We start from the raw sequence: 18,051 nt of genomic DNA, 5'->3' as shown, positions 1-18,051 counted from the left end.
TCAAGCGATATGGAAAACAATTTGGAGAACCTGACCATTGGCGTTTTCGCCAAGGCGGCCGGGGTCAATGTGGAGACCATCCGTTTCTATCAGCGCAAGGGCTTGTTGCTGGAGCCTGACAAGCCCTATGGCAGCATCCGCCGCTATGGCGAGGCGGATGTAACGCGGGTGCGCTTCGTGAAATCAGCCCAGCGGCTGGGCTTCAGCCTGGATGAGATCGCCGAGCTGCTGCGGCTGGAGGATGGCACCCATTGCGAGGAAGCCAGCAGTCTGGCCGAGCACAAGCTCAAGGACGTGCGCGAGAAAATGGCTGACCTGGCGCGCATGGAGGCCGTGCTGTCTGAGTTGGTGTGCGCCTGCCATGCGCGAAGGGGGAACGTTTCCTGCCCGCTGATCGCGTCACTACAGGGTGGAGCAAGCTTGGCAGGTTCGGCTATGCCTTAGCGTGCTTTATTTTCCGTTTTCTGAGACGACCCCATCGAGCAGCGCTACGTGCTGGCCAACCCGTTTGCCGGCATCAAGGTTCGCGGCCATGCCTCGCGACCTGCCCTGGATACGGCACGAGGCTTTACCGAAGGGGAATGGCTGCTGCTGCGGGCCATCGCCGACGGTCTGGAGTGGTCCTATGGCTGGTCCGAGCCGGCGGCGCAGCGCCTACGTTTTCTGCTCGACTTTGGGTACGCGACGGGTCTGCGCGCCAGCGAACTGGTAGGCGCCGCACTAGGCAACGTCCGCCTCGACGGGCACGGCGACCACTGGCTACATCTGATCGGAAAAGGCGGCAAGCCCGGAAAGGTAGCCTTGCCGCCACTCGCATATACGGCGCTAGACCAATACCTGGCACAGCGGCAGTTGCCGATCAGCCGGGAGAGATGGAATCCGAAAACACCCCTAGTGGGGAGTTTGGGCGAGGATGGCACCGTCGGCATTTCCGGTGCTCATCTTTGGCGCTTGCTGCGGCGGTTCTTTGTGCAGGCCGCTGACGCCATCGAAGCCGATCACCCAGTGGCGGCGGAGAAGCTGCGCCGTGCAACGCCCCACTGGATGCGGCACAGTCACGCCAGCCACGCACTGGCCCGCGGGGCTGAGCTCACCGCCGTGCGCGACAACCTGCGCCACGCGTCGATCGCCACCACGTCCATGTACCTGCACGGCGATGAACTTGAGCGTGCTAGGCAGATGCGGCTGGCATTCGGCGCTCGCAGATAGGCGCTCGTAGCTGAGCGGTTTTCGGGTATCCGTTGCTGGTTGATGCCCTCATTGAATGCTGCAATGCAAGGGGCCAACAAATCCGAAACACGATTTCGCAGGCGGATCGGCTGTTCCAGTTCGACCCATCACTGCCATCGGCGCGCGCTTTCAAAGACGACCGAAGTCGGGAAACTTCGGTCACTGGCTGGCCGCTCGTGGAGCGATCGAGTCTGGTCCAGTGCCTGGGCAATTCCCAGCCTGGCAATCACACCACCGCTTGGTCCCATGGCCATTTCGTTGTTTGTTATTCAACTTCAGCACTGTCGTTGTCGCCGACTTGGGAGTCCCGCGTTCGTTACACACGGCCGCCTCAGCAAGTGCGGTGGAGCTCGCCTCGGCGGCTTCCTTGCGCTCGCTGTACCGGTTCATCAGGTAGTGGCTGCGCTACCGGTTCCCAGACGACAGGCCCGCCGACGCGGCAGGCGTTTCAGCGCGAAACAATCGCAGGGCGCATACGGCAGCCACCAACTCAACCAATGCAAACAAGCCCAAGGCAGGCCCGAATCCGTAGCGAAGCACCGCCCCGAAAAGCAGACTTCCCAGCCCAAAGCCGACGAACAGCGTGAATACGTTCAGCCCCATCGCTTGCCCCGGCCGCTTCCCGCCAAGCGATGTGACGATGCCACCAAATAGCGGCTGGGTCATGTCGTAGCCCAGGGACAACATCATCGCAACAACAGGTGCGAACTTCACCGGGAATCCGGTGAGCAGGACCGCGCCTGCCGCGGCACTGACAGCGAGCCCGATCGGAAGCATTCTCGCACGGCCCCATCGATCTGCCAGACGACCGATGAACGGTCCCAACAGAAAACCGGGCACCCCATAGCCGAGCAAGGCCAAGCCAACCCCTGCGGCGCCCATGCCATAGCGACGCTCGAAATACACCCCTAGCCAGGTGAAGACGCCCGAGTGGAACATCGAATTGACCAGAACGTAGCCAAAGGTCCGCTGCCCGCGCGGCGTACCGAGCAGAGTCTTGTAGCCGCGAAACAAATCACGCAGCGTCCCGGTCACCGGCTGGGTCGCCGCCGCGATCACGCGGCGATAGGACAGCAGAAGTAGCAAGATGGCGGCGCCAGCCGCCCCGACGACCAGGAACAATCCTCGCCAGCCAATCATCGGAACCAGAAGCGCGCCTAATGGCGAGCCGAACGCCATGCCGCCGGCCATTGCGCCAAAGAGCCAGCCAAGCGGACGTCCACGTTGTTCGTAGGGAAACAGGCGACCGACCAGCGCCAAGCCAAGCGGAACGACGCCGCTGGCGCCAATCCCCGTCGCGATCCGCCACAATGCGATTTGCTCGATGGACGTCGCACTCGCCGTCAGCGCGGTCAGCACGGCAAACGCGGCCAGCGACACGAACATGACCCGACGAATGCCGAGCCGATCGGCGAGCAGCCCGTAGACCAGCGTCGCGATGCCATATGGAATCAAATAGGCCGGCACGATCAGGCCCACGGTCTGTTCTGCCACTCCGAAGATACGCGCCAGCGCCGGGATGATCGGCGCCACCATGTAAGCCTGGAAGAAGATGATGAACGTGGTGCCGGCAAGCATGCGAAGCAGACGCTCGCGCTCGTCAGCAGACACAGGGAAGGCTACATCAGGCACCACTTTGGTTCTCCGTTGAGGTGGGGGGGCTACGCGCCCGTCAATCCAGACGGTTCTGGGAGCAGTTGATTGCGATTCAGCATGGACCTTTCCCCAATGGGAAGGTCAAGCGTTGAGACAGACCGTCGTGGAAAGACCGGAGCACGACATCAGTCCGCCAGGGCGGGGATCACGAAGAAGTAGGCGTTGAGCATGTACAGACCGGACAGCACCAGCACCACCGCGCCGGCCATCTCGAATGCCTTCTGATATCGCTGCAGGGCGGAAAGGCCCTTGAGCCAGCCCATCGCCACGGCGCCGAGGATCACGGGCACGGCGCGCCCCAGCGCAAAGGCCAGCAGCAGCGTGCCACCGAACAGCGGCGATCCGACCGCCGCGGCTATGCCCAGCAGCACCACCAGCGCGGGCGTGCAGAACGGGCAAACGGCGATCGCGAACGCCATGCCGAGGAGGATGGCGCCCCAACTGCTACCGACGCGTTTGGCCCGGATGGGAATCGCGGGTAAGGGCAGCCGGATCCAGCCCGGCCAGGCCAGGCCGAGCAAGATCAGCAACGGGCCGAGCACCAGGCCCCATTGCCGCCCGAGCAACTGCGCTGCCCATTGCCCGCCAAACGCCGCAGCGATCCCCAGCAGTGTCTGCACGACCACCATGCCAAGGATGAACATGGCACCGTAGAGCGTGGCGGTGCGCGGCTCACGCGCCTTCGTGACGTAGGCGAGCGACACCGGGATGGAGGCCAGCGCGACGGGGTTGAACGTGAAGACGAAGCCCAAAAGAAAGCCGACGCCTAGCGACGCGAGGCTTGGTTGTTGCAGTGTCATGCGCAGCGCTTCGATATCCATGGGACGTTTCCTGGGCCCGAGTTGATGAGTTGACGCGATGCTCGTATCTACGAGCGACCATTCAAACTTGTTTCTGTTCCAGCCGTCGCTCCAGTTCCTGCCGAAGCTGTGCGGCGCTGGGCAGCCTCGCAAAGATCAACTCCCCATCGATGGCGATGGCAGGCGGTGTCAGCACGCCAAGCTCCACCGCGTAGTCCACTTCGTCCAGGAGGTTGATGTCACGCCAAACCACGTTCTGGCCGCCAAACGCGCGGGCGATTTCCCGTAGGTTCTCGTGCGTGCGCTCACACTGGCTGCAACCGGGCGTGAAGAAGATATCTACCTTGATGCTCATAACGGGTCCGACGCTTGGGGGGTGAGACGGGCATTCCGATTCGCCGTACTGGATTCGAGTGCTGCCAAGATCGGGCACACATCCACGGGCTGGTCGTCCGCCGTACAGACATCGATCAGCTTGCTCAGTGCCCGCGACATGGCTTGCATCGCTTTGATCTTCTGTTCGAGCTCCAGCTTCTTGCGAATCGCCAGACTGCGGATGTCGCCGCAGCAAGAACCGTCATCGGCGCGCAGGTCGAGCAATTGGCGGATCTCCGCCAGCGTCATGCCGCATTGCTGCGCGTGCTTGATGAAGTCGAGTCGCCGCAGTGCATCGGGACCATAGAGCCGGTAACCGGCATCCGACTTGCTGTCCGGCATCAGGAGGCGCTCGTCCTCATAGAAGCGAATCGTGTCGGCACTAACCTCGGCGAGCCGCGCGAGCTTGCCGACGGTCAACGTGGTCCCTGGCTGGGCGTCCTCCTTCGACAAGGCTTCGGGCTGCCGTTGTCGTGCACCGGTGCCCGGTTGAGCCGTCGCGGAGGCGCGGCGGCTTGCCTTATCTGACCTGACTGGTGTGACTTCTGCCATGATCCAACCTGCATTCGATGTGGTGGCGCGCTGAAATCGCGCCACGCGGATGACCGATCGTCGGCCAGGGACTAGCCGATAACCTGCGTCTCATATCCATCCTCCTGCAACCGCGCGGCAATCGCCGTTTCGTCCAGTAGCGCGCCATCAAACAACACGTCGATCTGCTGATGAGCGGCCTGCGCGCGCACTTGCTTCGCACCCGGCAGGCTGCTTAGCAGGCGCGTGACACGCTGCTCGCACTTCTCGCAGTTCAGGCGCTGTTCGCCCGTGACGGCAAATCTGACGGACTTGAACATGGTGAAGACTCCTTTGAAACCGTTACGCGTTCGTTTTTGCGGGCGGCGAGGACAACGGTCCAACCGTCCGGATTGCCTCAAAAAAATAGCCGCCGTGGCCCCATAGCGAATTGACGAAAATCGTCGTCACGCTGGCCGCCATGGCGACCATGCCCCACACGGGGTAGACCAGGCCCGTCGCTGCCGCCGGAATGCCGATGCCGTTGAATAGGAAGGCGAGTAGCACGTTCTGCACGATCTTCTGATAGCTGTGGCGGCTGATCATGTATGCGTCGAGCACAGCGGCCAGCCGGGCGTTCAGGATGATCACATCCGCCGACTCGATCGCGATATCGGCGCCGTGCCCGAAGGCGATGCCGACATCGGCCTGCATCAGCGCCGGCGCATCATTGATGCCATCGCCGACCATTGCCACGCGACTGCTCGTCTGCAGTTGCCGGACCAGGGCCGCCTTCTCGGCGGGCAGCACCTGCGCATGGACTTCGTCGATGCTGGCGGCCGCCGCAAAATGCCGTGCCGCACGAGCGTTGTCGCCGGTCAGGAGCGTGGTGCGGATCCCGAGCGCGTGCAGGCGCTCGACCGTCTCGACGGCGTCAGCCCGCAACGCATCGCCGAGCGCCAGCCACCCAAGCAGCGCGCCGTCGCGCGCTACGCCAATGACGGTGGATCCGCTCGCTTCCAGTTCCGCCAGGCGCGCGTCGAGTCCGCCCCCAGGCAATGCCACGCCTTCGGTCGAGAGGAACCGCGCATTGCCGACCACCAGCCTCGACTGGCCCATGCGTGCCAGCACACCTTGACCCGCGACCGCCTCGAAGTCCTCGACGTTCGACAGCGTGATGCCACGGTGAAAGGCCGCTTCGACGACGGCCCGCGCGAGCGGATGTTCCGAAAACGCTTCGGCACCTGCCGCCACGGCAAGTAGCTCCTCTTCGTTGCATGCGAGCGCGATGACTTCTCGCAGGCCAGGCCGGCCTTCTGTGAGCGTGCCGGTCTTGTCGAACACCACGTGGTCAACGCGGCGGAGCACCTGAAATGCCTCACCTGTGCGCATGAGCACGCCGCGCTCGGCGGCTTCGCCGGCGCCGCGCACGATCGAGAGCGGCGCCGAGATCCCCACGGCGCACGGATAGCCCATCACGAGCACGCTCAGCCCGGCAAAGATGGCGCGCTGCAGGTCGGGTGCAGCGCCTACGAGCAACGGTCCGACGAGCCATAGGGCGGCAGCGGCAAGGGCCGTCGACAGCACCAGTGGCGTATAGACCCGCAGGATACGGTCCACGAGATGGAGCACGCCGGGCTTGAGGGCGCGGGCTTCCTCCACGCTACGGATAACCTGTCGGAGAAAGCTCTCCTCGCCCACGGCAGTTGCGCACACGAGCAGCGTGCCATGCCCGTTCAAGGCGCCGCTCAGGACGCGGTCGCCGACATGCTTCTCGACGGGAATCGGCTCCCCCGTGACCAACGACTCGTCCACCTCGGAGTGTCCCGATTCAACCTCGCCGTCGACCGGCACGCGCGCCCCGGGACGAATGCGCACGCGGTCCCCAACCCGCACGGCGTCGAGCGGAACCGACTGTTCGGAGCCATCCCGCACGACCAGCGCCATGTCTGGTTCGAGATCGAGCAGCTTCTTCACAGCCTGCGAACTGCGCGTCTTGACGATCAGCGAGAGCCACTCGGAAAAGATGTGGTAGCTGAGCACCATCACCGCGACGGCGAAGAATGCCTCGGTCGGGTAGCCAGCGGGGCGCAGGGTGAGACCGATGAGGCCGCCCGCGAGCCCGGCAAAGGCACCGAACTCGACCAGCACATGCTGGTTGAGAATTCCGCGCCGCAAGGCCATCGCCGCCATGTAGACGATATGGCGGCCGATGCCGAAAATGAGAGCCAGTGCGAGCGCGCCCGCCAACCACGGGACGCTCGGGCCCAGCAGGCCCTGCAACTTGAACGCGTAGATCGCGGTGCCGAAGGCGCCGAGCCCTACCGTACCTGTCAGTGCTTGTCTCACCCCGTAGCCACGCAAGACGACGAATGCAAACGCAACCAGGCTCACGAGCGAAAAGACGCAAAGCGGAAACCAGGCGCTATCGACCGGGTAGCCGACCAGGCCCATTGCGGCGATGCTCATTGCTAGCGCGGCGAGAAATCGGCCACGCTCGCGCGTTAGCGCCCGTTCTTCCTCATCGAAGGGGCGCAGCTTGCGCGGGTCCGATATCGTGTAACCGATGTCCCTCAACGTTTGCAGTAGGTCCTGGGCGCGCGCAACGTTGGGGTCATACTCGATCAGTGCCTGTTCATGTGTCAGGCTGACGGCGACCTTGGTGACGCCAGGCCGCTTGCCCAGTGCCTTCTCGATGGTCCCGGTGCACAACGAGCAGTGCAGCCCGCCGATCCGGGCGCGAATGCGCCGGCAGCCCGGTACACTGGCCGGTTCCTCGCTCCAGACGTGTGGAGCGGAACTGGCCGATATTGCGACGGTCATCACAATGTTCCTCACCAGATTGATCGGCACCCAAAGGCCCGCAGGGCCGCTGCACACGGCGGCGCACCAGTGCGGGTTCTCCGTTGGACAACTCAATCCTAGACCTTGGACCTTACTCCAAGGTCAAGCCAAACGTGCAAACGCGGGAGCGTGGGTGGCGCCGATGGTGCTCGGTGTGCAGAAAGAGGCTCCCATGGATTCGATCGAGGCGGCCCCGCTCCACGCGCGGCAATCCGGTTGCTCGCTCGGCATGGCCCATCAGGCGCTTGACCTTCCCCCTGTGGCAAGGTCGATAGTCAATGCAGGGTCGTCCTGATTGGATGCCGATAAACCATCGCATGGGAATGCGCCATGACCGAGTTATCTGCCCGTCCATTGGCGGAGGCCATCTACGCCGCGTACGCCCTGGCGTTGAGGCACGAGAATGTAAGCGCCGCCGATCAACTGCTGCGCGCGCTCGAATTGCTGGCCGCCCAGTCCGGTGATAGCACGCACCTGGATGCCGCCTACGCCTTGATTGAGCGATCGATATCGGCGACGCACCACCTGCGACCAAACGAGCGTTCCGCACATTAGCGCGGGGGAGCGAGGGGATGGGCGCCGATCGCCCGCTCGATATCGATTCGATTGATCAACCGATTGACAGTCGCTTGTCTGCCCGAAGCGGCCATCTGCGCTTGCTTAGACGGATAGCAGCAAATGGCCCGTTCGGCGCCCTTCAACCGCCCACGTCACACGATACGTCGCACCGCACAGGACGAAGTCAACCACGAAATACGGATACCCAGAGCTTCTTGCTGGCTGCGAGCCAACGTCGGCGATAGGACAAGAGTCTTAACGGCCAATATTTTCCGAATTCTGAAGCCGCCCCAAGTTAACCTAAATCTTTCGGGATCATTACATTTATGCTCCCATTCGGCCTGCGACCTACGTCGGGGAATAAAATGCAATCGAAAAAGGCTTTGGATAGAAGATTCGAACCGCTACTTGTGATGTAAGGACGGGAATGAACTCAGGCATGCCGCTATCCATATCCGTTGGCGTGGCCCTCTGCCTTGCGCCTGGACAGATGTGGGCGATACAACTGGCATGGGTTGCCGAGACTCCTGCTGGACTCGGCATTGAAGGAATCAAGGCAGAACGTCTCGACGGAGGGGATGAGGTCCAACTATTGGCGTTGGCGGCCAATCCCCGGCATCACTTGATGAAGCACGTTACGCCGCCGAAGGCGACGAATCTCCCGACGGACCGGTCGGAGCCGGCATCTGCGCCGGACAGTCAACAGGCGGGTTGCGAAGATGACAAGAAGACAAGGTCCATTGAACCCGTTGTTCCCAAAAATAGTGGACCCAATGCGCCCTAGTGCAGGACCATAACCTGGAGATCTAAACGATGAAACAAAAGCTGATGGTCGGAGCCTTCATTGCTGCCGTATCGCTGACTGCGGCCGCGGTCGATATGAGCAATGTCGTAAAAACCTACGAATTGCAGGATGGTTCGAAAGTGCACGTCTTTAAGGACGGCAAGATGGGCATGGAGAACAAGTTTGGCAAGTCCATGAGCATGCCCGAAGGAAAGGTCATGGAGACCAAGGACGGCACGAAAATCATCATGAAGGGCAATGAGATTTTCAGGCTTGACGAAGCCCTCAAGAAGGGCCACAGCGAAGGGGGCTAATCTGACAAGGGCGCTTTAAGCGCCCTACTTCGCCCACTCAGGGAGCGCAGAAACAAAGATCCGCAACGGTTTCGTTGCCTGTATTCTCCATTCCTGCCGTTCCCCCCCAAGCAAATGAATCGTCACGGGCTGACTATTCGCCATCGGCGTCATGGCTTCACTCTGGGATAGCACGACAGCGATGTCGATGCTTTTGTCACCCAGGTTTCGCAAGCTGAGCGAAACCGTCTCACCGGTCCGGACGGCACGGCTCGCAGGCTGGCCGTCGAGATGGTCCACTTCCACCACCCACTCCGTCACCGGCAATGTCTTCCCTGCCGCGCCGGGCGCCAGATATGCGGCCGCCGCAGGATGCACGTCCGGCACGGGAATGATGTGTGCGTGAGCGACAAGCCCGGACAACCCCGCCAGCCCAAAAATTCCAAACTTGATTCGACGCAACGTTATCTCCTTCTCAGTAGAAAAGTTGAAACACAAACTGCGGTCACGTGCATCTGTATCCCGGCGATAGCGGCCCGGTACGGTAACGCGCCCCAGTGGGGCCCCTTTGACCGCGCGCGCTCGTGTGGGATCAGGTCAGTCCGATGCGACCATGCGGGAAAGTCATGGTGAAACGGGTTCTTCCGTCGGAAGACGACGCGGCAATATTTCCGCCATGCGCAACAACGATCGCCTTCGTGATCGACAGTCCCAGCCCGACACTGTCTGAATCCAGTCGCGCCCTTGACTTGTCGGCCCGATAAAACCGATCAAAGATATAAGGAAGCAGATCCGGCCGGATCTCCTCGCCTTCATTCTCTACCACAATCATGGCAGTTGTACCCTGCTCCCGCACAGAAACCATGATCTGACGGCCCTCCGCGGTGTAACGCAGCGCATTAGACAAGAGGTTGCTGAGCGCCCGACGCACCATCAGGCGATCGCCCGTGATTCGGGCATTGCCGTGAAGTTGCAGGTTGACGCCCTTGTCCTCGGCCAGCGCGTCGTAGAAGTCGAAGAGTGCCTGGACCTCGTCGGCAATGTCGATCGATTCCTCGTTGGGCAGCGTAATGCCGTGCTCCATTTTTGCCAGGTACAGCATATCCGAGACCATCCGTCCAAGACGCTGGAACTCCTCGGCGTTTGAGGTGAGCACGTCACGATACTTTGCAGCGTCACGCGGCTGGGCCAGAACGACATGGGTCTGCGTCATGAGGTTGGTAATCGGGGTGCGCAACTCGTGCGCCAGATCTGACGAAAATTCCGACAACCGTTGAAAATCGTTCTGCAGACGCTCGAGCATCGCGTTCAATGTCGCCGCGAGATCCGCCATCTCGACTGGCACCGCGGCCACCGGCATGCGCGCATCCAATCGGTTCGCCGTCACATCTTTAGCGCGCGATGCCATCATGCGCAGTGGCGCCAGACCGCGGCGCGCAGCCCACCAGCCCAGCAAGCCGCTAGCGAAAGCAGCGAGCGTTGTATAGAAAGCCAAGGACCGGCGGAAGGCATGCATAAAGTGTGCATGAATCTCCGTGTCCATTCCGACGACCACTTTCAAGGCGCCCACATCCGAGCCTAAAACGGGCACCTCCGCTCGCATGCCGCGGTAGTGCTTGGTTTCCTGCTGCCACACGAAGGTGCCTTCGGAGTTCGGCCCCTCGTTCGTAGCGCTCTCCGCCGGCCTGAAATCGAAATCCCGCGTGGCAAAAATCGTCTTGCCTTGCGCGGTCTGCACCCGTGCGACAAAGCCGGGATGGTGCTCCACCAACTCCTGCAGGCGCGCAGGCAGACGTTCCACAGGAGTTTCATCCGCGACGCGTTCAATCAGACGGATGTTGTCCCCCAGCACCACAAAATCTTCGTTGGCGAAGTGCCGGTCCATCGCCAGCCAGATAAGCACGCCAAGTCCGAGCAGGACCACTGCGGAGGAAAGCGAGAACAGGATGGTCAGCCGAACAGTCAGGGACAGACGGTGCCTCATAGAGGATCCTCAGGTGCCTCGAGGACGTATCCCATGCCGCGCACAGTCTGGATCAGCTTTACTTCAAAGCCGTCATCGATTTTTGCCCGCAGGCGCCGGATCGCCACGTCGATCACGTTACTATCGCTATCGAAGTTCATGTCCCACACCTGGGAGGCAATGAGGGATCGGGGAAGCACCTCCCCCCTTCGACGCGCAAACAACTCGAGCAAGGCGAATTCCTTACTGGTCAGCGTGATGCGTCGCCCACCGCGAGACGCTCGCCGCCGGCTCAGATCCAGAATCAGATCGGCCACTTGAATCCGGTCCATCGCTAGTTGCACCGCGCCTCGACGCAGCAGCGTCCTGACCCTGGCAAGCAGCTCCGAAAAGGCAAATGGCTTGACCAGATAGTCATCCGCGCCGAGCTCGAGGCCTCGCACGCGATCGGCAACACTGTCTCGCGCCGTCAGAAACAAGACCGGGACCGCGTTCCCTGACGCGCGGATGGCATGCAGAATATGCCATCCGTCGACGTCGGGCAGCATGACATCGAGGATGATGAGATCGTAGGTTTCATTGACCGCAAAGTGTTGACCATCGAGTCCATTGGCGACCAGGTCGACCACGAACCCCGCCTCGGTCAGGCCCTGCCGGAGATACTCCCCCGTCTTGACTTCATCTTCCACTACCAGCAGTTTCATTACCCAACCTCCTCCCAACGCGATCGGCCGGGTTTTGTTAATACAAATTTTTATCTTCGGCGTAGTCTACCCAGTACGCACCGAGGTGACCCCAACCTGTCCGGAATGTAATGTTCAGGTAAGTCGTCGGTAGCCAGCATCTCGCTACTCTTTGACCTGCCGCAAAAACCGAAGCGGCCATTCAAGCGAAAAGGACTATTTTCATGCGACGTGATCGACTGTCTGGCATCTTGCTGCCCAACCTGCCACGCCGCCGTTTCGTACAAGGTTTGGCCGCCGGCGGGGTAATGGCGGGGCTGAGTGCTTTGGGCGGAACTGCGTGGGCACAATCATCGGGACTCCCCGAAAGCGCTTCATCCGGCACCGCCCCGGTATTGACGGGGACGGAGTTTGACCTTGTCATCGCCGAATCGGTTGTCAACTTTACCGGTACGCCGCGGGTGGCGACAACTATCAATGGGATGCTTCCCGGTCCGACGTTGCGCTGGCGGCAAGGTGACACGGTGACGATCCGCGTAACGAACCAATTGCGCGAGCACACGTCGATCCACTGGCACGGCATCATCCTGCCGTTCCAGATGGACGGCGTACCGGGGATCAGCTTCGCCGGTATCGCCCCTGGCGAGACATTTACCTACCAGTTCAAGGTCGAACAGACCGGAAGCTACTGGTATCACTCGCATTCCGGCTTCCAGGAAATGACCGGCGTGTATGGCGGCATCGTGATTGATCCGGCCGCCGGCGTGGACGGTGTCCGAGCCGACCGGGACTACACGATTCTGCTCTCGGACTGGACCGACGAGGATCCCATGCGGGTCCTGTCAAAACTGAAGGTTCAAGGCGACTACTACAACTACAACAAGCCGACCGTCTTCGATTTCTTCCGCGACGTTTCAAACGACGGTGTGAAGAGCGCTTTCGAAAAGCGCAAGATGTGGAACGAGATGCGGATGAATCCGACCGACCTCGCGGACCTTTCCGGTGCCACGCTGACCTATCTGACCAATGGCGTCACCCCCGCTGGCAATTGGACAGGCCTGTTCAAGCCCGGTGAGAAAGTGCGCCTACGATTCATCAACGGGTCCGGAAATACGTTTTATGACGTCCGTATTCCCGGCCTGAAGCTCAAAGTTATCCAAGTTGACGGCCAAAATCTGGAGCCCGTAAGCGTTGACGAGTTCCGCTTTGGTGCCGGCGAGACCTACGACGTGCTGGTGGAGCCGCGAGACGACGCCTATACGATCTTCTCCCAATCCATGGATCGCACTGGCTACGCCCGCGGCACACTCGCAGTGCGAGCAGGACTGAGCGCACAGGTGCCGGCAGTCGACAAGCCCGAGTGGCTCACCATGGCCGACATGATGGGCAGTATGGGTGGCATGGGTGGCATGAACCACGGGGCCATGACCATGGACCATAGCCAGCACGCGATGGGCGCCATGGACGCTTCGCTCAAGGTCCCCAGCACCAAGGCGCGGCACGCCAAGACCGAATATGGGGCCACCACGGACATGCACGTGGACATGGCCCGAACCAATCTCGACGACCCCGGCATCGGCCTGCGCAACAATGGGCGCCGAGTTCTGACCCTGGCCGATCAACATACTATTGGCGGCCCCCTCGACAAGCGTGGCCCCGCCAGGGAAGTTGAACTGCACCTGACCGGCAACATGGAGCGCTACTCCTGGTCAATCGATGGTGTTGAGTACGGCAAATCCACACCGGTCCGCTTCAAGTACGGTGAACGACTGCGTGTGATTCTGCACAATGACACGATGATGACCCACCCGATGCACCTGCACGGCATGTGGAGTGAGCTAGAGTCGCCTGACGGTTCGTTCCAGGCCCGGCGACATACCATCCCGGTCCAACCTGCGCAGCGGGTCAGCTTCCTCGTAACCGCCGACGCATTGGGCCGCTGGGCATGGCACTGCCATCTTATGTTGCACATGGATGCCGGGATGTTCCGCGAAGTACTTGTGGCCTGATCCGACTCTCTTCAACCGACTACCAGATCCCATGTACAAGTACACTCGAATTGCAGTCGCCGCCCTGCTCGCTGCGGGAATGAGCGCCGCGTGGGCACAGCACTCGCATTCGCCCAACAGTTCAAACAACGATGGTGCGCCGGCAAACGAAACGACGCCGGATTCACGCCCCCAGAAGGCGGCAGCCCCAACCGCGAAGAAGCAGGGCTCGACGCCGAGCGCAGGACAAGGCTCAATGCAGGGCATGGACCACAGCAAGATGCAGGGCATGGACCAGGGCTCGATGCAGGGCATGGACCACAGCAAGATGCAAGGCATGGACCAGGGTTCAATGCAGGGCATGGACCACAGCAAGATGCAAGGCATGGAACAGGGCTCGATGCAGGGCATGGACCACAGCAAGATGCAAGGCATGGACCAGGGTTCAATGCAGGGCATGGACCACAGCAAGATGCAAGGCATGGACCAGGGCTCGATGCAGGGCATGGACCACAGCAAGATGCAAGGCATGGACCAGGGTTCAATGCAGGGCATGGACCACAGCAAAATGCAAGGCATGGACCAGGGCTCAATGCAGGGCATGGATCATGGCGCCATGCAGATGCAGGGTGGAAGCGCTCCGCCGGACGCCAGAGATCCAGATGCTTATTCCGACGGCGCAAAGCTCGGCGTCGGCCAATACGCGATTGGCCCCAGCCGGTCGCTGCATATGGCGGACGAACATATCTTCGCGTCCGTTCTCGTTGATCGCCTTGAATGGACCAAAGGCAACGAAAGCAATGCGGCATCCTACGAAGCGCAGGCGTGGATTGGGAATGCGTTCAACAAGTTCGTGATCAAGGCAGAAGGCGAGGTGGAAAAGGGCAAGGTTCCCGAAGCCCGCACCGAACTGTTGTGGGGACACGCCATTGCCACGTATTGGGACACCCAACTGGGTGTCCGGAACGACGCCGGCTATGGGCGCCCTGCACGCAACTGGCTTGCGTTCGGTGTGCAAGGGTTGGCGCCTTACTGGTTCGAGGTCGAGGCGACCGGCTATGTCGGCACCGAGGGACGAACCGCGCTGCGCCTTTCCGGTGAGTATGATTTGCTGCTGACCCAGCGGCTGATCTTGCAGCCTAGGTTAGAAGCCAGCCTGTACGGCAAGAACGACCCCGAAATCGGTATCGGCAGTGGCCTTTCCAGCGGCGCTGTCGGAGTGCGATTGCGCTATGAATTTAGCCGGCAGTTTGCGCCGTACATCGGTATCGAACGCTCGCAAAGCTTCGGCAATACCGCAAACATGGTCCGAGCCTCCGGCGGCCGCAGCGGCGAGACGCGCTTCGTCGCGGGTATTCGCATGTGGTTCTGATCGTCTTTTTCTTTTCACACCCCACCAGCAATTGGAGTTTTTCATGCAAGCATCACGCCTCACTATTCGTGCGACCCTCGCGGCTGCCGCATTGCTCGTCAGTTCCGTGGCCTTTGCGCACCCGAAGCTGCTCACATCGACCCCCGCTGACAAGGCGGAAGTTGCCGCTCCCCAAAAGATCGAACTGAAGTTCTCGGAGAATCTTTCGACGCAGTTCTCCGGCGCAAATCTCCTGATGACCGGCATGCCGGGCATGGCCGACCACTCGCCGATGAAGATCGCAGCAAAGGTCGCCGGCGGCGACGATCCCAAGACCATGGTAGTCACGCCTGCGCAGCCGCTTAGCCCCGGCAACTATCGTGTGGAATGGCGCGCTGTGTCGTCCGACACCCATCCGATCAACGGCAATATCACCTTCACCGTCAAGTAAGCTGCAATGGACTGGGCAACTGTCGCAGTGCGTTTAGCACTCTATCTAGATCTTGCAGCGCTGTTTGGCCTTCCGCTGTTCGCCTTGTATGCATTGCGCCAGGAGGAGCGGCGGTCATCGATCGGCGCCTCCTTTGCAACCCTTTGCAAGGTGGCCGCAACGCTCGGTATCGTCCTGTCGTTCGTGAACATCGCTGTCATGGCGAAGGGCATGACGGGCGCCGCTTCGTACACTGAACTTCAAGGCCACGTTTTCGAGATGATTGTGACCGGAACCGCGTTCGGTACGGCCTGGATTGTTCGTCTGGTTGCCCTGTTCCTGTGTCTGCTCGCCGCGCTCTTCCTGCGCAATCGGCCGCTGTCCCAGTTCAGCGCCATAACAGGCGGTGCCGCGTTCGCGCTGGCAACGTTGGCGTGGGGAGGACACGGCGCGATGGACGACGGCGTGAAGGGCTATATCCACCTTGCATCAGACATCGCGCACCTGATCGCAGCCGGTGCATGGTTCGGTGCCCTGATCGCCTTCGTTTTATTGTCCCGCACGGCCGCAACGCCCAACAAGGTGGCGCTACTGAGCCGGACGTCCAATGGATTCGCGCAGGTCGGCACGATGGTGGTTGCCACCCTGGTGGTCACCGGCGTCGTCAACTACTGGATGATTTTTGGGTTGCAACTGCCGGAACTGAGCCTGGCGTCGTACGGCGGCCTGCTGCTATTCAAGCTAGCACTCTTCGGCGTCATGCTGCTCCTTGCGGCGGCCAACCGTTTCCATCTCAGCCCGCAGCTTGAACATGCGGTTCGAACCGGGGATCACGTGGTCGCCGTACGCACGCTGCAACGCAGCTTGACGCTCGAGACCGGCGCCGCGACGCTGATCCTGGTTCTGGTTGCGTCGCTCGGCATACTTTCCCCCATGCAAATGTAAGACCCCTCCAATCCAGAGGCTGAGTCAATCCGACTCAGCCTAGCCCTAACATCCCACCACCGAGGTTCGCCATGAAGACACTCGCGCTTTCCCTCATCGCCGTGGCCTTTGTTCCGTTGCTGGCGACAGCCGCCCCGAGCAATGACAGCTCGGCCACGCGCAAACCGGCTGCATCGGTCGCAGGACAACCTGGCGATAGTGCCAAGGCCACGCGTACGGTGGACGTCACGATGAACGACACCATGCGATTCTCACCCAACGCGATTCCGGTGAAAGCGGGTGAAACCATCCGGTTCCAGGTACGCAATGCCGGGAAAGTCGAGCACGAAATGGTGATCGGCACGACGGCCGAACTGAAAGAGCATGCAAAAATGATGCGGGAGATGGCCGGCGAAAAGCACGCTGCCCCCAACAAGCTCACGCTCGCACCGGGCGCGCAGGGGACTCTCGTCTGGCGGTTTGACAAGGCTGGGACCGTCGATTTCGCCTGTCTGGTGCCCGGCCACTTCGAAGCCGGTATGGTCGGCAAGGTCGTTGTGAAAAAATAGCGCGACGCGCGACTAACCACTCCCGCCAAACAGACCGATGGCCTCCAACCTGTGACGACGACAGGCATGGAGGCCCGTTCTTGTTGCTCGGCAGGCTAGCGACCGATGTACTCGTTGGTCGCCTCGCGCTGGGCGGCCTGCACCTTCTCTGGCCAGGTGCTTTTGATGTAGGCCAGTACTGCAACGATGTCCTCGTCTGACATCGACGACTTGAAGGCCGGCATGTCGCTGACATAATTGCTCGGTGCAGAGACGCCTGGTACCAATCCGTTCTTCGTGAGCGCGAATAGTATCGCGTCTGCATGGTGCCAGGTATGGCCTGACGCGTCGTGTGGTGGGGCCGGCAGCCGCCCACTTGGCAGCCGATCGCGCCAGTTCGGCTGCCCTTCCAGTTTGGCACCGTGGCACGCGGCACACGCCTGCGCATATAGCTGCCTGCCTCGCTCCACCCGCTGTGAATCCGATGCGTCAATGCGCAATTCGCGCCCACTCCGTGCCCGATCGGGGATTGGCGGTGTCTCCAGATAGCGTTTGGCCTGCAGCGCGATGACCGTCGCGGCGACGGTACCTAACCCCAGGAGGCCGATGATCCTCCAGCGCGGCTTGTTGGATTCTTCCATGCAGCATTGTCTGGCGGCATGGGTGCCGCCAGCTCTGATTCCGTTAGTCTTGGGAGAAGGGCTTGCCCTGGAAATCCACCGTGACCAGGCCGCCGTTCAGCTTGCCCATGCCCGGTGCATTGGTCGGCATGCCAGGCACTGCGACGCCCTTGACTGCGCGATTGGCCACCAGTTTCTGGATAGCGGCGGCCGGCACGTGCCCCTCAATGACCTGGCCGCTAGTTTCCAGCACGGCGGTGTGGCAGGAATTGAATGAGGCCGGCACCCCAAGTCGCGTCTTTACCGAGGTCACATCCGTCGAGTTGATCACCTTGGTGGGGAAGCCGGCTTGATTGACGTGCTTCACCCACTCTTCGCAACAACCGCAGTTGGGATCCTTATAGACCGTCATGGCAGGCGCCGCGGCATACGACGCGGTACTTCCTGCCAGGATGGCAGCGGCAAACAGGTATTTCATTAGAATTTTCCTTGTA

The 18,051-nt window shown here is 61.3% G+C and carries 19 protein-coding genes and 1 pseudogene; 9 read left to right on the top strand and 11 right to left on the bottom strand.

Annotated elements, in window-relative coordinates; all coding sequences use genetic code 11:
- Nucleotides 1–9 precede the first annotated feature (9 nt).
- Nucleotides 10–444 carry a mercury resistance transcriptional regulator MerR gene (locus BKK79_RS37515; RefSeq protein WP_003131969.1) on the top strand — a complete coding sequence of 145 codons (435 nt, stop codon included), beginning with the start codon at nucleotides 10–12 and terminating at the stop codon, nucleotides 442–444.
- 33 nt (nucleotides 445–477) lie between these two features.
- A pseudogene (locus BKK79_RS37510) lies at nucleotides 478–1,209 on the top strand (tyrosine-type recombinase/integrase); the annotation flags it as partial.
- 426 nt (nucleotides 1,210–1,635) lie between these two features.
- Here the strand turns inward: BKK79_RS37510 and BKK79_RS37505 are convergent.
- The 6 genes from BKK79_RS37505 to BKK79_RS37480 form a co-directional block, all read right to left on the bottom strand.
- Nucleotides 1,636–2,808 (bottom strand): MFS transporter, encoded by a 1,173-nt coding sequence (locus BKK79_RS37505; protein WP_227874146.1) that lies wholly within the window; start codon nucleotides 2,806–2,808, stop codon nucleotides 1,636–1,638.
- Nucleotides 2,809–3,011: 203 nt separating this feature from the next.
- A complete protein-coding gene (locus tag BKK79_RS37500; protein WP_029307148.1) occupies nucleotides 3,012–3,707 on the bottom strand; it encodes a cytochrome c biogenesis CcdA family protein in 696 nt (231 codons plus the stop codon).
- Nucleotides 3,708–3,768: 61 nt separating this feature from the next.
- The gene (locus BKK79_RS37495) at nucleotides 3,769–4,041 is read right to left on the bottom strand and encodes a thioredoxin family protein (RefSeq protein ID WP_029307147.1); all 273 of its coding nucleotides are present in this window, start codon (nucleotides 4,039–4,041) and stop codon (nucleotides 3,769–3,771) included.
- Entirely contained in the window at nucleotides 4,038–4,613 is a 576-nt protein-coding gene (locus BKK79_RS37490) for a heavy metal-responsive transcriptional regulator (RefSeq protein WP_227874029.1), read from the bottom strand. Before BKK79_RS37490 ends, BKK79_RS37495 begins: the two co-directional genes overlap by 4 nt.
- Before the next feature lie 71 nt (nucleotides 4,614–4,684).
- Nucleotides 4,685–4,912: a heavy-metal-associated domain-containing protein gene (locus BKK79_RS37485; protein ID WP_029307145.1), complete on the bottom strand. Its 228-nt coding sequence runs from the start codon at nucleotides 4,910–4,912 to the stop codon at nucleotides 4,685–4,687.
- A 22-nt stretch (nucleotides 4,913–4,934) separates the two neighbouring features.
- The gene (locus BKK79_RS37480; protein ID WP_029307144.1) at nucleotides 4,935–7,394 is read right to left on the bottom strand and encodes a heavy metal translocating P-type ATPase; all 2,460 of its coding nucleotides are present in this window, start codon (nucleotides 7,392–7,394) and stop codon (nucleotides 4,935–4,937) included.
- A gap of 351 nt (nucleotides 7,395–7,745) precedes the next feature.
- Between BKK79_RS37480 and BKK79_RS37475 the strand changes: the two genes are divergently transcribed.
- Nucleotides 7,746–7,970 carry a hypothetical protein gene (locus BKK79_RS37475; RefSeq protein WP_029307142.1) on the top strand — a complete coding sequence of 75 codons (225 nt, stop codon included), beginning with the start codon at nucleotides 7,746–7,748 and terminating at the stop codon, nucleotides 7,968–7,970.
- An 816-nt stretch (nucleotides 7,971–8,786) separates the two neighbouring features.
- Nucleotides 8,787–9,071: a periplasmic Cu(I)/Cu(II)-binding protein CopK gene (copK, locus tag BKK79_RS37470; RefSeq protein WP_029307141.1), complete on the top strand. Its 285-nt coding sequence runs from the start codon at nucleotides 8,787–8,789 to the stop codon at nucleotides 9,069–9,071.
- Between the two features lie 24 nt (nucleotides 9,072–9,095).
- Here the strand turns inward: copK and BKK79_RS37465 are convergent, their stop codons facing one another.
- The 3 genes from BKK79_RS37465 to BKK79_RS37455 form a co-directional block, all read right to left on the bottom strand.
- Nucleotides 9,096–9,512, bottom strand: coding sequence for a copper resistance protein CopN (locus BKK79_RS37465; RefSeq protein ID WP_227874028.1), 417 nt, complete (start codon nucleotides 9,510–9,512; stop codon nucleotides 9,096–9,098).
- A gap of 130 nt (nucleotides 9,513–9,642) precedes the next feature.
- On the bottom strand, nucleotides 9,643–11,034 hold the full coding sequence (locus BKK79_RS37460) for a heavy metal sensor histidine kinase (RefSeq protein WP_071040749.1): 1,392 nt from the start codon (nucleotides 11,032–11,034) through the stop codon (nucleotides 9,643–9,645).
- On the bottom strand, nucleotides 11,031–11,717 hold the full coding sequence (locus tag BKK79_RS37455; protein WP_008652575.1) for a heavy metal response regulator transcription factor: 687 nt from the start codon (nucleotides 11,715–11,717) through the stop codon (nucleotides 11,031–11,033). Before BKK79_RS37455 ends, BKK79_RS37460 begins: the two co-directional genes overlap by 4 nt.
- A gap of 203 nt (nucleotides 11,718–11,920) precedes the next feature.
- Between BKK79_RS37455 and BKK79_RS37450 the strand changes: the two genes are divergently transcribed.
- The 5 genes from BKK79_RS37450 to BKK79_RS37430 all read left to right on the top strand — a co-directional run bounded on the left by BKK79_RS37450 (nucleotide 11,921) and on the right by BKK79_RS37430 (nucleotide 16,958).
- The gene (locus BKK79_RS37450) at nucleotides 11,921–13,705 is read left to right on the top strand and encodes a copper resistance system multicopper oxidase (protein WP_071040748.1); all 1,785 of its coding nucleotides are present in this window, start codon (nucleotides 11,921–11,923) and stop codon (nucleotides 13,703–13,705) included.
- Between the two features lie 31 nt (nucleotides 13,706–13,736).
- Nucleotides 13,737–15,056, top strand: coding sequence for a copper resistance protein B (locus BKK79_RS37445; protein ID WP_084085807.1), 1,320 nt, complete (start codon nucleotides 13,737–13,739; stop codon nucleotides 15,054–15,056).
- Between the two features lie 43 nt (nucleotides 15,057–15,099).
- On the top strand, nucleotides 15,100–15,486 hold the full coding sequence (gene copC / locus BKK79_RS37440) for a copper homeostasis periplasmic binding protein CopC (protein ID WP_029309277.1): 387 nt from the start codon (nucleotides 15,100–15,102) through the stop codon (nucleotides 15,484–15,486).
- Between the two features lie 6 nt (nucleotides 15,487–15,492).
- Complete coding sequence (copD, locus tag BKK79_RS37435) at nucleotides 15,493–16,410, top strand: copper homeostasis membrane protein CopD (RefSeq protein ID WP_029309276.1); 918 nt, start codon at nucleotides 15,493–15,495, stop codon at nucleotides 16,408–16,410.
- 71 nt (nucleotides 16,411–16,481) lie between these two features.
- Nucleotides 16,482–16,958 (top strand): cupredoxin domain-containing protein, encoded by a 477-nt coding sequence (locus tag BKK79_RS37430; protein WP_029306637.1) that lies wholly within the window; start codon nucleotides 16,482–16,484, stop codon nucleotides 16,956–16,958.
- Nucleotides 16,959–17,053: 95 nt separating this feature from the next.
- Here BKK79_RS37430 and BKK79_RS37425 read toward each other — a convergent pair whose 3' ends face one another.
- A complete protein-coding gene (locus BKK79_RS37425; RefSeq protein ID WP_008652088.1) occupies nucleotides 17,054–17,578 on the bottom strand; it encodes a c-type cytochrome in 525 nt (174 codons plus the stop codon).
- Nucleotides 17,579–17,621: 43 nt separating this feature from the next.
- Complete coding sequence (locus BKK79_RS37420; RefSeq protein WP_008652087.1) at nucleotides 17,622–18,035, bottom strand: DUF411 domain-containing protein; 414 nt, start codon at nucleotides 18,033–18,035, stop codon at nucleotides 17,622–17,624.
- Between the last annotated feature and the right edge of the window lie 16 nt (nucleotides 18,036–18,051).

Source organism: Cupriavidus sp. USMAA2-4 (assembly GCF_001854305.1).
GTDB classification, from domain to species: Bacteria; Pseudomonadota; Gammaproteobacteria; order Burkholderiales; family Burkholderiaceae; genus Cupriavidus; species Cupriavidus malaysiensis.
The sequence above is the reverse complement of the archived record's forward strand: the minus strand, read 5'-3'. Positions and strand labels throughout refer to the sequence as shown.

Excerpts from the sequence above, each read along its gene's own strand:
- BKK79_RS37475 (WP_029307142.1), top strand. The coding sequence starts at position 7,746 with ATGACCGAGTTATCTGCCCGTCCATTGGCGGAGGCCATCTACGCCGCG.
- BKK79_RS37455 (WP_008652575.1), bottom strand. The coding sequence starts at position 11,717 with ATGAAACTGCTGGTAGTGGAAGATGAAGTCAAGACGGGGGAGTATCTC.
- BKK79_RS37485 (WP_029307145.1), bottom strand. The coding sequence starts at position 4,912 with ATGTTCAAGTCCGTCAGATTTGCCGTCACGGGCGAACAGCGCCTGAAC.
- BKK79_RS37425 (WP_008652088.1), bottom strand. The coding sequence starts at position 17,578 with ATGGAAGAATCCAACAAGCCGCGCTGGAGGATCATCGGCCTCCTGGGG.
- BKK79_RS37460 (WP_071040749.1), bottom strand. The coding sequence starts at position 11,034 with ATGAGGCACCGTCTGTCCCTGACTGTTCGGCTGACCATCCTGTTCTCG.
- BKK79_RS37495 (WP_029307147.1), bottom strand. The coding sequence starts at position 4,041 with ATGAGCATCAAGGTAGATATCTTCTTCACGCCCGGTTGCAGCCAGTGT.
- BKK79_RS37430 (WP_029306637.1), top strand. The coding sequence starts at position 16,482 with ATGAAGACACTCGCGCTTTCCCTCATCGCCGTGGCCTTTGTTCCGTTG.
- BKK79_RS37500 (WP_029307148.1), bottom strand. The coding sequence starts at position 3,707 with ATGGATATCGAAGCGCTGCGCATGACACTGCAACAACCAAGCCTCGCG.
- BKK79_RS37490 (WP_227874029.1), bottom strand. The coding sequence starts at position 4,613 with ATGGCAGAAGTCACACCAGTCAGGTCAGATAAGGCAAGCCGCCGCGCC.
- copC (WP_029309277.1), top strand. The coding sequence starts at position 15,100 with ATGCAAGCATCACGCCTCACTATTCGTGCGACCCTCGCGGCTGCCGCA.
- BKK79_RS37420 (WP_008652087.1), bottom strand. The coding sequence starts at position 18,035 with ATGAAATACCTGTTTGCCGCTGCCATCCTGGCAGGAAGTACCGCGTCG.
- BKK79_RS37480 (WP_029307144.1), bottom strand. The coding sequence starts at position 7,394 with ATGACCGTCGCAATATCGGCCAGTTCCGCTCCACACGTCTGGAGCGAG.
- BKK79_RS37445 (WP_084085807.1), top strand. The coding sequence starts at position 13,737 with ATGTACAAGTACACTCGAATTGCAGTCGCCGCCCTGCTCGCTGCGGGA.
- BKK79_RS37505 (WP_227874146.1), bottom strand. The coding sequence starts at position 2,808 with ATGCTTGCCGGCACCACGTTCATCATCTTCTTCCAGGCTTACATGGTG.
- copD (WP_029309276.1), top strand. The coding sequence starts at position 15,493 with ATGGACTGGGCAACTGTCGCAGTGCGTTTAGCACTCTATCTAGATCTT.
- BKK79_RS37450 (WP_071040748.1), top strand. The coding sequence starts at position 11,921 with ATGCGACGTGATCGACTGTCTGGCATCTTGCTGCCCAACCTGCCACGC.
- copK (WP_029307141.1), top strand. The coding sequence starts at position 8,787 with ATGAAACAAAAGCTGATGGTCGGAGCCTTCATTGCTGCCGTATCGCTG.
- BKK79_RS37515 (WP_003131969.1), top strand. The coding sequence starts at position 10 with ATGGAAAACAATTTGGAGAACCTGACCATTGGCGTTTTCGCCAAGGCG.